12 protein-coding genes are annotated in these 13,359 nt (G+C 60.2%); 9 read left to right on the plus strand and 3 right to left on the minus strand.

The annotated features are described in order from the left end of the window. The first annotated feature begins 122 nt into the window (after positions 1-122). Positions 123-986: an MBL fold metallo-hydrolase gene (locus KGA97_RS11055; RefSeq protein WP_223480774.1), complete on the plus strand. Its 864-nt coding sequence runs from the start codon at positions 123-125 to the stop codon at positions 984-986. A 321-nt stretch (positions 987-1,307) separates the two neighbouring features. Here the strand turns inward: KGA97_RS11055 and bkdR are convergent, their stop codons facing one another. Then, positions 1,308-1,796 carry a Bkd operon transcriptional regulator BkdR gene (gene bkdR, locus KGA97_RS11060; RefSeq protein WP_008034067.1) on the minus strand — a complete coding sequence of 163 codons (489 nt, stop codon included), beginning with the start codon at positions 1,794-1,796 and terminating at the stop codon, positions 1,308-1,310. Between the two features lie 186 nt (positions 1,797-1,982). Between bkdR and KGA97_RS11065 the strand changes: the two genes are divergently transcribed. The 5 genes from KGA97_RS11065 to KGA97_RS11085 all read left to right on the plus strand — a co-directional run bounded on the left by KGA97_RS11065 (position 1,983) and on the right by KGA97_RS11085 (position 8,197). Continuing rightward, positions 1,983-3,218: a 3-methyl-2-oxobutanoate dehydrogenase (2-methylpropanoyl-transferring) subunit alpha gene (locus tag KGA97_RS11065; RefSeq protein WP_008034068.1), complete on the plus strand. Its 1,236-nt coding sequence runs from the start codon at positions 1,983-1,985 to the stop codon at positions 3,216-3,218. A gap of 1 nt (position 3,219) precedes the next feature. Beyond that, positions 3,220-4,278, plus strand: coding sequence for an alpha-ketoacid dehydrogenase subunit beta (locus tag KGA97_RS11070; RefSeq protein ID WP_008040031.1), 1,059 nt, complete (start codon positions 3,220-3,222; stop codon positions 4,276-4,278). After that, positions 4,279-5,550, plus strand: coding sequence for a dihydrolipoamide acetyltransferase family protein (locus KGA97_RS11075; RefSeq protein WP_223480775.1), 1,272 nt, complete (start codon positions 4,279-4,281; stop codon positions 5,548-5,550). Between the two features lie 3 nt (positions 5,551-5,553). Further along, positions 5,554-6,936, plus strand: coding sequence for a dihydrolipoyl dehydrogenase (gene lpdA / locus KGA97_RS11080; RefSeq protein ID WP_192416574.1), 1,383 nt, complete (start codon positions 5,554-5,556; stop codon positions 6,934-6,936). Positions 6,937-7,177: 241 nt separating this feature from the next. Next, the gene (locus KGA97_RS11085) at positions 7,178-8,197 is read left to right on the plus strand and encodes a branched-chain amino acid aminotransferase (RefSeq protein WP_008034076.1); all 1,020 of its coding nucleotides are present in this window, start codon (positions 7,178-7,180) and stop codon (positions 8,195-8,197) included. Positions 8,198-8,377: 180 nt separating this feature from the next. On the opposite strand, the gene KGA97_RS11090 is transcribed toward KGA97_RS11085, so the two are convergent. Then, positions 8,378-9,208 carry an ArsR/SmtB family transcription factor gene (locus tag KGA97_RS11090; RefSeq protein WP_223480776.1) on the minus strand — a complete coding sequence of 277 codons (831 nt, stop codon included), beginning with the start codon at positions 9,206-9,208 and terminating at the stop codon, positions 8,378-8,380. 82 nt (positions 9,209-9,290) lie between these two features. Between KGA97_RS11090 and KGA97_RS11095 the strand changes: the two genes are divergently transcribed. Beyond that, positions 9,291-10,403, plus strand: a complete 1,113-nt coding sequence (locus KGA97_RS11095; protein WP_223480777.1) for a cytochrome P450 — start codon at positions 9,291-9,293, stop codon at positions 10,401-10,403. A 116-nt stretch (positions 10,404-10,519) separates the two neighbouring features. Continuing rightward, positions 10,520-11,551, plus strand: coding sequence for a D-cysteine desulfhydrase family protein (locus tag KGA97_RS11100; RefSeq protein ID WP_223480778.1), 1,032 nt, complete (start codon positions 10,520-10,522; stop codon positions 11,549-11,551). Between the two features lie 112 nt (positions 11,552-11,663). On the opposite strand, the gene KGA97_RS11105 is transcribed toward KGA97_RS11100, so the two are convergent. Continuing rightward, positions 11,664-12,002: an FKBP-type peptidyl-prolyl cis-trans isomerase gene (locus tag KGA97_RS11105; protein WP_207285623.1), complete on the minus strand. Its 339-nt coding sequence runs from the start codon at positions 12,000-12,002 to the stop codon at positions 11,664-11,666. A 163-nt stretch (positions 12,003-12,165) separates the two neighbouring features. Between KGA97_RS11105 and KGA97_RS11110 the strand changes: the two genes are divergently transcribed. Further along, positions 12,166-13,239 carry a sensor domain-containing diguanylate cyclase gene (locus tag KGA97_RS11110; protein ID WP_008040041.1) on the plus strand — a complete coding sequence of 358 codons (1,074 nt, stop codon included), beginning with the start codon at positions 12,166-12,168 and terminating at the stop codon, positions 13,237-13,239. Positions 13,240-13,359: the final 120 nt, after the last annotated feature.

The raw sequence follows: 13,359 nt of genomic DNA on the forward strand, positions 1-13,359 counted from the left end.
GGTATCGATGACTGACAGGATAGAGCCCGCGCAGCTTTTTTCCTGCATTGAATTGATCGGGGCTGGTCAGCGCAGGGAAAATGAAACTACCCTGAACACCTGTCCCAAAAGAAACGGCCACCATGCCCGCCTTGATTGAAGCCTTCCTCGACCCCGCCTCATCGACCTACAGTTACGTCGTTTACGAGGCCGACGGCAGCCAGTGTGCAATCGTCGACCCGGTGCTCGACTACGACCCGGCCGCCGGGCGCACCGCCACCACCCAGGCCGATAAAATCATCGCCTTCGTGGGTGAACATCAGTTGCAGGTGCAATGGCTGCTGGAAACCCATGCCCACGCCGATCACATGTCTGCCGCGCCTTATCTGCGTCGGGAGCTGGGCGGCAGGATTGCGATTGGTCAGTCGATCAGCAAGGTGCAGGGCGTGTTCAAAGGCCTGTTCAACCTTGAGCCGGAATTTGCCGTGGACGGTTCGCAGTTCGATCACCTGTTCGCCCCGGACGAATCGTTCATGATCGGCAACCTCAAGGCCACGGCGCTGCACGTGCCCGGTCACACGCCGGCGGACATGGCCTATTTGATCGACAGCAGCGTCATTCTGGTGGGTGATACGTTGTTCATGCCGGATGTCGGCACTGCGCGCTGCGACTTTCCCGGCGGGAATGCCAATCAATTGTTCGCCTCGATCCAGAAGCTGCTGGCGTTTCCGGCCAGCGTGCGGCTTTACGTTTGCCACGACTATCCGCCTGAAAATCGCAAGCCCCAGTGCCAGACCACGGTGGGCGAGCAGCGCAAGAGCAACATCCACATCCATGACGGCATCGACGAAGCGGCATTCGTCACCATGCGCACCCGGCGCGATGCGGGACTGGGCATGCCGACACTGTTGTTGCCGGCGATTCAGGTCAACGTACGAGCCGGGAATTTGCCGCCGCCCGAGGAGAACGGCGTCACCTACCTGAAAATCCCCCTGAACAAACTCTGACTCTTGCTGGCGATGGCGATTCCGAGGCCGCCATCGCTGGCAAGCCAGGCTCCCACAATTGCGCGGTGTCACACCAACCCGCCCCCACCACAAAATCCTGTAGGAGCCGGCTTGCCGGCGATAGCGATTCCGAAGCCGCCATCGCTGGCAAGCCAGGCTCCTACAATTGCGCGGTGCCGCACCAACCCGCCCCCACCACAAAACCTGTAGGAGCCGGCTTGCTGGCGATGGCGGTGTGTCAGGCAACAATGATGGTGGCTGATGCGCCGCCATCGCCGGCAAGCCGGCTCCTACAGGTTTTGTGGTGTTTGGGGGGGCAGGTCAATTGGTCAGGGTCAATCCGTTTGCCGGCAGCGGCAGCGCGGTTTTATAGCGCACTTGCTTGAGCGCAAAGCTTGAGCGGATGTTCGCCACACCGGGCACTTTGGTGAGGAAGTCCATCATGAAACGCTCCAGCGACTGAATGGTCGGCACCAGCACCCGGATCAGATAATCCGGATCACCCGCCATCAAATAGCACTCCATCACTTCCGGACGATCCGAGATCGCTTCTTCGAAATGCTGCAACGCCTCCTCCACCTGTTTCTCCAGGCTGACATGAATGAACACATTCACATGCAGCCCCAATAGGTCGGCGTCCAACAGCGTCACTTGCTCGCGAATCAGGCCCAATTCTTCCATCGCCTTGACCCGGTTGAAGCACGGCGTCGGCGAGAGATTCACCGAGCGTGCGAGGTCGGCGTTGGTGATGCGCGCGTTCTCCTGAAGGCTGTTGAGAATGCCGATATCGGTACGGTCCAATTTGCGCATGAGAAAAAACCACCTGTTATTTTTGTTTATGCAGATTTTTTAACCTCAAATGACCACCAACGCAACGAAACACAGATAAATATTCTCCTGCGCCGGGCCTATGATGTTTGTAGGACAAGATTTCCATAACACGTGGAATGACGGTCAGCTCACTACAAGAAATTCACAAGATCGAGCGTAGAAGCCATGAACCAAGCGTATGAACCGCTGCGCCTGCACGTCCCTGAACCCTCGGGCCGTCCCGGCTGTAAAACCGACTTCTCCTACCTGCATCTGACCGATGCCGGCACGGTGCGCAAACCCCCAATCGACGTTGAACCCGCCGACACGGCCGATCTGGCCCGCGGCCTGATTCGCGTGCTCGACGATCAGGGCAATGCCCTGGGCCCGTGGGCCGAAGGCGTACCGGTAGAGATCCTGCGAAAAGGCATGCGCGCCATGCTCAAGACGCGGATCTACGACAACCGCATGGTCGTCGCCCAGCGTCAGAAAAAAATGTCGTTCTACATGCAAAGCCTTGGCGAAGAAGCCATCGGCAGCGCCCAGGCCCTGGCCTTGAACATCGACGACATGTGCTTCCCGACCTACCGCCAGCAAAGCATCCTGATGGCACGTGAAGTGCCGCTGGTGGACCTGATCTGCCAGTTGCTGTCCAACGAGCGCGATCCGCTCAAGGGCCGTCAGTTGCCGATCATGTACTCGGTCAAGGAAGCCGGTTTCTTCACCATTTCCGGCAACCTCGCCACCCAATTCGTCCAGGCTGTCGGCTGGGGCATGGCCTCGGCGATCAAGGGTGATACCAAAATCGCCTCGGCCTGGATCGGCGACGGCGCCACTGCCGAGTCGGACTTCCACACCGCCCTGACCTTCGCCCACGTGTACCGCGCGCCGGTGATCCTCAACGTGGTCAACAACCAATGGGCCATCTCCACCTTCCAGGCAATTGCCGGTGGTGAAGCCACTACATTCGCCGGTCGTGGCGTCGGTTGCGGCATCGCCTCCCTGCGCGTCGACGGTAACGATTTCTACGCGGTCTACGCCGCTTCCGCCTGGGCCGCCGAGCGTGCCCGCCGCAACCTTGGCCCGACCATGATCGAATGGGTCACCTACCGCGCCGGCCCGCACTCGACCTCCGATGATCCGTCCAAATACCGTCCTGCCGACGACTGGAGCCACTTCCCGTTGGGCGACCCGATTGCGCGCCTGAAGCAGCACCTGGTGAAAATCGGTCACTGGTCCGAAGAGGAACACGTCGCCGTCAGCGCCGAACTGGAAGCCGAAGTCATCGCCGCGCAGAAAGAAGCCGAGCAGTACGGCACCCTCGCCGGCGGCCAGATTCCGAGCGCCGCGACCATGTTCGAAGACGTTTATAAAGAGATGCCGGAGCACTTGAAGCGCCAGCGTCAAGAGTTGGGGATCTGACATGAACGATCACAACAACAATATTCAACCGGAAACCGCCATGACCACGACCACCATGACCATGATCCAGGCCCTGCGCTCGGCCATGGATGTGATGCTTGAACGTGACGACAACGTCGTGGTGTTTGGTCAGGACGTTGGCTACTTCGGCGGCGTGTTCCGTTGCACCGAAGGCTTGCAGAACAAGTACGGCACCTCCCGCGTGTTCGATGCGCCGATCTCCGAAAGCGGCATCGTCGGCGTTGCCGTGGGCATGGGCGCCTACGGTTTGCGTCCGGTGGCCGAAATCCAGTTCGCCGACTACGTGTACCCGGCGTCGGACCAGATCATTTCCGAAGCCGCCCGCCTGCGTTATCGCTCGGCCGGCGAGTTCACCGCACCGATGACCCTACGCATGCCTTGCGGCGGCGGCATCTACGGTGGCCAGACGCACAGCCAGAGTATCGAGGCGATGTTTACCCAGGTCTGCGGCTTGCGCACGGTGATGCCGTCCAACCCGTACGACGCCAAGGGCCTGCTGATTGCCTCCATCGAAAACGATGACCCGGTGATCTTCCTGGAGCCAAAACGCCTGTACAACGGCCCGTTCGATGGTCACCACGAACGTCCGGTCACGCCATGGTCGAAACACCCGGCCGCGCAAGTCCCGGATGGTTACTACACCGTACCGCTGGACGTCGCCGCCATCACCCGCCCGGGCAAGGATGTGACCATCCTGACTTACGGCACCACCGTTTATGTGTCGCAAGTCGCCGCTGAAGAAAGCGGGATCGACGCTGAAGTCATCGACCTGCGCAGCCTGTGGCCGCTGGACCTGGAAACCATCACCAAGTCGGTGAAGAAAACCGGCCGTTGCGTGATCGTTCACGAAGCGACCCGCACTTGCGGTTTCGGTGCCGAACTGGCTGCCCTGGTGCAAGAGCATTGCTTCCACTACCTGGAAGCGCCGATCGAACGCGTCACCGGTTGGGACACCCCCTACCCGCACGCGCAAGAGTGGGCGTATTTCCCTGGTCCGTCCCGAGTGGGCGCGGCTTTGCATCGGGTTATGGAGGTCTGAATGGGCACGCACGTTATTAAAATGCCGGACATTGGTGAAGGCATTGCAGAAGTTGAACTGTCGGTGTGGCACGTCAAAGTCGGCGACATGGTCGTCGAGGATCAGGTGCTGGCCGATGTCATGACCGACAAGGCGATGGTCGACATCCCTTCGCCGGTACACGGCAAAGTCATTTCGCTGGGCGGCGTACCCGGCGAAGTCATGGCGGTTGGCAGCATCCTGATCAGCATTGAAGTCGAAGGTGCGGGCAACGTTAAAGAGTCGGCCCAGCCTGTGGTTGCCGTCGCGAAAGAAGCACCGGCACCCAAAGTCGAAGCTGTTGCAGCAACCAAACCGGCTCCTGCCGCAGCGCCGCGAGCGGCCGTCTGCCAGGGCCCGATGGTGGCTCGCGAAGCCGACGAGCGTCCGCTGGCCTCCCCGGCCGTGCGCAAACATGCACTGGACCTCGGCATTCAATTGCGCCTGGTGCGTGGCACTGGTCCTGCCGGTCGCGTGCTGCACGAAGACCTGGACGCCTATCTGGCGCAAGGTCAGTCGAATGCAACGACTGCCACCGCCGCTTACGCCCAGCGTAACGACGAAGAGCAGATCCCGGTGATCGGCATGCGCCGCAAGATCGCCCAACGCATGCAGGACGCCACCCAGCGCGCCGCCCATTTCAGTTATGTCGAAGAAATCGACGTCACGGCCGTGGAAGAACTGCGTGCGCACCTGAACGAAAAACACGGTGCGACCCGTGGCAAGCTGACCCTGTTGCCATTTTTGGTCCGTGCCCTGGTTGTCGCCCTGCGCGACTTCCCGCAGATCAACGCCCGTTACGACGACGAAGCCCAGGTCATCACCCGCCTCGGCGCGGTGCATGTGGGCATCGCCACTCAAGCCGACATCGGTTTGATGGTGCCCGTGGTGCGTCACGCCGAAGCCCGCAGCCTGTGGGACAACGCCGCCGAAATCTCCCGCTTGGCCAACGCCGCGCGTAACGGCAAGGCCAGCCGCGATGAATTGTCCGGCTCGAGCATCACCCTGACCAGCCTCGGCGCATTGGGCGGAATCGTCAGCACCCCGGTGCTGAACCTGCCGGAAGTGGCGATCGTCGGCGTCAACAAAATCGTCGAACGCCCGATGGTGGTCAAAGGCCAGATCGTGATCCGCAAGATGATGAACCTCTCCAGCTCCTTCGATCACCGCGTGGTCGATGGCATGGACGCGGCGCAATTCATCCAGGCCGTTCGTGGCTTGCTCGAACAACCCGCTACCTTGTTTGTGGAGTAAGGCATGCAGATTTTGAACACCACGCTGCTGATCATCGGCGGCGGTCCTGGCGGTTATGTGACGGCGATCCGTGCCGGCCAGCTGGGCATCTCGACCATTCTGGTGGAAGGCGAATCGTTGGGCGGTACCTGCCTGAACATCGGCTGTATCCCGTCGAAAGCGTTGATCCACGTTGCCGAGCAGTTCCACCAAACGCAGCACCACAGCAAACACTCTGCGCTGGGCATCAGCGTCTCGGCGCCGACCCTCGATATCAGCAAAAGCGTCGAATGGAAGGACGGCATCGTCGATCGCTTGACCACAGGCGTTTCGGCGCTGCTGAAAAAGAACAAAATTCAGGTTATTCAAGGCTTTGCGAAAGTAATCGATGGTAAAACCGTAGAAGTCGGCGACACGCGCATTCAGTGCGAGCACCTGGTGCTGGCCACCGGTTCGAAAAGCGTGAACCTGCCGATGCTGCCGATCGGCGGGCCGATCATCTCCTCCACCGAAGCCTTGGCACCCACATCGGTACCGAAACGGCTGGTGGTGGTCGGTGGCGGTTACATCGGTCTGGAACTGGGGATTGCCTATCGCAAGCTCGGCGCCGACGTCAGCGTGGTCGAGGCGCAGGATCGCATCCTGCCGGCCTACGACGCTGAACTGACCCAGCCTGTTCATGATGAATTGAAAAAACTCGGCGTGAAGCTTTACTTGAAGCACAGCGTCCAAGGCTTTGATTCTAATAACAATACATTGCAGGTTCTGGAACCGAACGGCGAAACCCTGAACCTGGAAACCGATCAGGTACTGGTCGCCGTTGGCCGCAAACCCAACACCCAGGGCTGGAACCTCGAAGCGCTGAATCTGGACATGAACGGCTCGGCGATCAAGATCGACAACCGTTGCCAGACCAGCATGCGCAACGTGTACGCCATCGGCGACCTCAGCGGTGAACCGATGCTTGCGCACCGGGCCATGGCTCAAGGCGAGATGGTGGCCGAGCTGATCAGCGGTAAAACCCGCGAGTTCAACCCGACGGCTATCGCTGCCGTGTGCTTCACCGACCCGGAACTGGTGGTGGTCGGCAAGACCCCGGACGAGGTCAAGGCTGCGGGCCTGGACTGCATCGTTTCAAGCTTCCCGTTCGCGGCCAATGGCCGGGCGATGACGCTGGAATCGAAAAGTGGCTTCGTGCGAGTGGTCGCTCGTCGGGACAATCACGTGATTGTTGGCTGGCAGGCCGTTGGCGTGGGTGTTTCGGAATTGTCGACCGCGTTTGGCCAAAGCCTGGAAATGGGCGCCCGACTGGAAGACATCGCCGGCACCATCCATGCGCATCCGACCTTGGGCGAAGCCGTCCAGGAAGCGGCGTTGCGTGCGTTGGGGCATGCGTTGCACCTGTAATTCAGAACAATGGATGGCGGCAGAGATGGCCCCATCGCTAGCAGGCTAGCTCCCACTTTGGAATGCGTTCTCCTGTGGGAGCTAGCCTGCTAGCGAATTCTTGAGGCCAACACAATTTATCTGTCTGTCATCCGATAGTCCGGGCTGCGATTTAGGCCCGGAATGAAGTATTGTTGTCCCCATCCAAAAAACGTCAGAAGCCTTGAACCGTTTCGACGGTTGTTAAGTGATAGAGGGTGTCATGGGTAACGAAAGCATCAATTGGGACAAGCTGGGTTTTGATTACATCAAGACAGACAAGCGCTATCTGTCGCACTGGCGTAATGGCGAGTGGGACAAAGGCACCCTGACCGAAGACAATGTGCTGCACATCAGCGAAGGCTCGACTGCCCTTCACTATGGCCAGCAATGCTTCGAAGGCCTGAAGGCCTACCGTTGCAAGGACGGTTCGATCAACCTGTTCCGCCCGGACCAGAACGCCGCCCGCATGCAGCGCAGCTGCGCCCGCCTGCTGATGCCGCATGTGTCGACCGAGCAGTTCATCGAAGCGTGCAAGGAAGTGGTCCGCGCCAACGAGCGTTTCATCCCGCCTTACGGCACCGGCGGCGCGCTGTACCTGCGCCCGTTCGTGATCGGCGTGGGTGACAACATCGGCGTGCGTACCGCACCCGAGTTCATCTTCTCGATCTTCTGCATCCCGGTCGGCGCTTACTTCAAAGGTGGCCTGACCCCGCACAACTTCCTGATCTCCAGCTACGACCGTGCCGCTCCACAAGGCACCGGCGCAGCCAAGGTCGGTGGCAACTACGCCGCCAGCCTGATGCCTGGCTCCCAGGCCAAGAAGGCGCATTTTGCCGACTGCATCTACCTGGACCCGATGACCCACACCAAAATCGAAGAAGTCGGTTCGGCCAACTTCTTCGGGATCACCCACGACAACAAGTTCGTCACCCCGAACTCGCCGTCGGTACTGCCGGGCATCACCCGTCTGTCGTTGATCGAACTGGCCAAGACGCGTCTGGGCCTGGAAGTGGTTGAAGGTGACGTGTTCATCGACAAGCTGTCCGACTTCAAGGAAGCCGGCGCTTGCGGTACGGCTGCCGTGATCACCCCGATCGGCGGTATCAGCTACAACGACCACCTGCACGTGTTCCACAGCGAAACCGAGGTCGGCCCGGTCACCCAGAAGCTCTACAAAGAGCTGACCGGCGTGCAAACCGGTGAGATCGAAGCGCCAGCAGGCTGGATCGTCAAGGTTTGACCTGACCTCTGCTGCATCCAAGCCCCCCATCGTCTTGGCGATGGGGGGCTTTTTTATGAGCCAGACATTCCATTCGCCTCAGAACTGTAGGAGCCGGCTTGCTGGCGATGGTCGTTAACGATAACGCTTACTGACTGGTTCACCGCGGTGCACTGGAGTCCATCGCCAGCAAGCCGGCTCCTACAGGTTCTGTGTTTCCCGAGAGTCCGTGTCAGAAACTCCGTTTGCCAGTGTGAGTCGCTTGCCCACCCTGCCCTCGATACCGCTGACCTGACCGGCCTGGGTGATCAATCCCGGAATCAGCTCGCCGACGGGCAGATTTTGCTTCAGGTCAAACCGGGCGCCGATTTCCTTGCGGCCCAACGCGGTCAACGTCAGCGCCCGGCTGTCCAGATCCTGCGTCACCCATTTGCGCTTGATCGCCGTTTGCAGCAACGCCGCGCCCAACGAACCACCCAGATGCGGTCGGCGCATGCTCCAGTCCAGGCACGGGCAGGCAAACCGTCGGCGCTGCGTGGTCAGGTTGTTGACTTCAATGCCCAGCCCTTCGAACAACGCCTCGCCGCTGTCACTCAACCGATAAGCCTGTTCATCGGTTTCCAGCAACCAGCCTTTTTCCAGCAGCCGGTCATGCAGCAACACCGCCAGCGTGCCGGCCATGTGGTCGTAGCACGTGCGGGCAAATTGCAGGCGATCCGGAGTGCGTGGGTTGAAGGTCGGCGCGGTGTTCTGGCCGATCACCATCAACGCTTCCAGCGCCTGGGCCACGCGTTTGTCCGCGAGGCTGTAATAGCGATGGCGCCCCTGGACGTGCAGACGCAGCAGCGCCAGTTCCTTGAGTTTGGCCAGATGCGCGCTGGCAGTGGAAGCGCTGACTTCGGCAATCGCCGCCAACTCGGTGCTGGTGCGGGCGTGGCCGTCCATCAAAGAACACAACATTTTGGTCCGGGCCGGTTCGGCAATGGCCGCCGCCACCTGTGAAACACCGAGGTCGTGAAGTTCTGCGTTCATATTTCGCTCCCGGACGAATCAAGCCCTTTTCGGACTGGAGATAGTAGCAACACTTTTCCCACCACGAACAAGGCTGCGACCCATGGACCCGATCAACGCTGCGACTCATGCCGATCCTTATCCTTATTACGCGCAACTGCGCGCTCAAGGCGGACTGGTTTTTCACCAGGGACTGAAACTGTGGGTGGCCAGTAGCGCCAAAGCCGTGGCGGCGGTGCTGGCGCATCCTGACTGTCACGTGCGGCCGACTCACGAATCAGTGCCCAAGGCCATTGCCAGTGGCATGGCCGGCAAGGTCTTCAGTCAGTTGATGCGGATGAACGAGGGCGAACGCCAGCGTTGCCCAAGATCGGCGATCCAGCCGGAGGTGGCGCTTATTGACGGGGAGGAAGTCAATGCGTTGGTCGGTGCGCGGTTGCTCAGCCCCGACGCCGAAGGGCTGCACAAGGCAATGTTCCTTGGCCCGGTGTGCGTAGTGGCGGCGTTGCTGGGGGTTTCGCCCGCACAAGCTCGGGTGATCAGCGAGCTGACCGGGGATTTCGTCGCGTGCCTGTCGCCCCTCAGCGCTCAGGCACACCTGGACGTAGCCCATAAGGCGGCGGAACAGTTGCGCGGTTATTTCATTGAGTTGCTGGACGACCCGGACAATCAAAGCGCCCTTCTTGCCGGTATCCGCCAGCGGTTTTCGGCAACCTCCGACGACAGCGAAGCCCTGATTGCCAACCTCATCGGCCTGTTCTCGCAAACCTATGAAGCCACCGCCGGGCTGATCGGCAATGCGTTACTGGCGTTGATTCGACATCCGCAGTGGCTGAACGATTCGATCAACATTGACGACCTGTTGGCCGAAGTCCAGCGCTTCGATCCGCCGGTACAGAACACCCGTCGCTTCGTCGCCGCAGCCTGTGAAATCGAGGGTATGAACTTCAATGCGGGCGATGTGATCCTGGTGATGCTGGCGTCGGCCAATCGCGATCCGCAGTTCAATGAGCAGCCTGATGCATTCATGCTCGAACGCCCGCAGCGACGCAGTTTCACCTTCGGTGCCGGTCGTCATCAATGCCCGGGGCAGGTACTGGCCATGAGTATCGCCAGCGCCACGCTGAGGCAGATTCTGGCATTGAAACCCGCGCTGGAGCGATTGACCTGGCGCTACCGCCCTTCCCTGAATGGCCGAATCCCGCTGTTCTCGTGAAGATCACGCCGGCGCATTTGTTACATCAGGTTAAGGGTGTAATGACTGGCAATGCGTTTATCGCGAGTGACTTTCTCCCTAGAGTCACTCTGATAAACGTCAGCGAGGCGCCATCGATGCAAACCCAACTGGACAAAGCCCTGAGCGCATTTGCGCGAGCAGACCTTCTGCAAGGCCCCACGCCCATTCAACGAGCCGAACGCCTCGAACAGCTGTTGGGCCTGGGGACGCGAGGAATTCGCCTGTTCCTCAAGCGCGACGATCACATGTTGCTGGGTGGTGGCGGCAATAAACTGCGCAAACTCGAATTCCATATCGGTGCGGCGCAGCAGGCCGGCATTGATACGGTCATTACCGTCGGCGGCGTGCAGTCCAACCATGCGCGCCTGACCGCCGCAGCCTGCGCACGCCTGGGCATCGCCTGCGAATTGATCCTGACCCGCTCGGTCCCCAAGAGTGATGTGGATTACGAACTCAACGGCAATGTGCTGCTCGATCAATTGTTTGGCGCTCAACTGCAAGTGCTGGCGGGAGGCACCGACTCGCTCGCCCGGGCCGAGGCTCGCGCGGCGCAACTTCGGGACGCGGGCCACAAGGTGCTGGTGATTCCCATGGGCGGTTCAACGCCCCTCGGCAGTCTCGGTTATGCGCGTTGCGCCGCAGAAATCATGCAGCAGGAGACGGCACTCGGCCTGGTCTTCAATCAGGTCGTGGTGCCCAACGGCAGCGCCGGCACCCACGCTGGGCTCGCGGCAGGCTTCCAGTTGCTGGACCGAGGGGCCTCGATGGTCAAGTCTTATTCGGTGTTGTCGGATAGGGAATCGTCAGCCGCCAGAACCCTGAAATTGACCCAGGACACCCTGGCTTTACTGGGCAACACCGCCACCGTACGGCCAGAAGAGGTTGTGATCGACGGCAGTCAGTTGGGCGAGGGATACGGCCTGCCGACGCCAGCCATGCAAGACGCCGTGCGACTGATGGCTCGCGCCGAAGGTCTGTTGATCGACCCGGTGTACTCCGGCAAGGCGTTTGCCGGGTTGGTGGCGGATCTCAAGCAAGAACGTTTTCGCACCGGGGACAACGTGCTGTTTGTGATGACGGGCGGGACACCGGGGTTGTATGCGTACCGGGAGACGTTTCAGGGTTAGTCATGCCAGATTGACCGCGTTATCGTTCATCGCCAGCAAGCCGGCTCCTACAGGGATTGCGTACTTGCCGGCGATGGCGGCATGACAAACAACACCCCCCCTGACGCGCCAATCAATCATCCCGCGTCAAAACTTCCAGCAATTCAATCTCGAAAATCAGGTTCGAGTTCGGCGGAATTGCCCCCATCGTGCGCTCGCCATAGCCCAAATGTGCCGGCACCAGCAATTTGCGCTTGCCACCGACCTGCATCCCCATGATCCCCTGATCCCAGCCCTTGATCACGCGTCCGGTGCCGATCACGCACTGGAAAGGTTTGCCCCGGCTGTAGGAAGAATCGAACTCGGTTCCGTCTTCCAGCCAGCCACGATACTGGGTGGTGATCAGCGCACCTTTGACGGCAGCTTTGCCGTCGCCCGCTTCAAGATCGATTACCTGCAGTTCATCATTCATCATGTTCACTCTATTGTTCACTCGCCCAATTGGACGTAACGGCGCCGTTTTCCCAGAAACGTGCGCGATTGGCAACCCATACGGCCTGTTTCTGCCACTAAGCGTGAACTAAGATATGCAGCACCTACCCTAGGGATCAAAACGCCATGACGGCAACCTCTGCATGATTCATGTCTGGACCGGCGCAGCCATTTGCGCTTTGCTGCTTGCCTTGATTATCGCGCTGATCTGTCGCGAGCGTTCGCTGCGAAAGCAGCTCGACGAATATCGCGTGCTCATCACCCACCTGTCCGAACGACAAAACATCCATCAGGACAGCGACGCCGAACGCTTCAAACGCAGCCAGTATTTCGCCCGAATCGGCACCTGGGACTGGGATGTCGACACCGATCGGCTCTACTGGTCGGACGCGATTTACGGCATGTTCGGCTTCAAGATCGGCGAAGTGACGCCCTCCTACGCCTTGTTTTGCGCCTGCGTGCATCCCGACGACCGGGTCAGGGTGCGGGCCGGTGAGCTGCGTTGCCTTGAAACCGGCGAGAACCATGACGAGGAATACCGGGTCATCTGGCCCGACGGCACCATCCGCTGGTTGCGCGAAACCGGCAACGTGGTGAAAAACAACCACGATGAAACGATCAAGATGATGGGCGTGGTCCGCGACATCACCGAGGAAAAAGCCTCCGCCAGTTACCTGCAGCACCTGGCCCATTTCGACCCGTTGACCGGCCTGCCCAACCGGCTGGTGCTCGAAGAGCGTTTGTCCGAGGCACTGGAACAAGCCCGAATCACCGCCACCCGAGTAGCACTGGTGTTCGTCGACCTCAACGGTTTCAAGGCGATCAACGACCGTTACGGCCATGCCGCCGGCGACCGCGTACTCGTCACCACCGCCACGCGCCTGAAGCGAATCCTGCGCTCAACCGACACCGTCGCCCGCATCGGTGGCGACGAATTCGTGGTCATCCTCCAGGGCCTGCCGCAAGGCGGCAGTTTGCAAGACGAAGCCCGCAACATCTGCCAGAAAATCTTCGTCGAACTCTCACCTCCCGTCACCATCGGCAACGACCAGCGCCACATCGGCACCAGCCTGGGCGTCGCGGTGTTCCCCGATCATGCGCCGAGCATGGACCGGTTGATTCATATTGCGGACCTGGCGATGTATGAGGCCAAGCGCAGCGGGAATAATCAGTATCGGTTGGGCACCGAGCCCCCGGTGCGGGTTCATAGCGAATAGGGTTTGACGCTCCACTGGCCGACATGAAGCTGCACGATCAACCTGACTTGGCCGAAAGCAGTCAAGCCTTGGGTTTTCCGTTAACATCCTGCGCAAAATCTCCTTCCGTGAACAAGGACA

Source organism: Pseudomonas sp. BF-B-15 (assembly GCF_019946675.1).
Taxonomy (GTDB): Bacteria; Pseudomonadota; Gammaproteobacteria; order Pseudomonadales; family Pseudomonadaceae; genus Aquipseudomonas; species Aquipseudomonas migulae.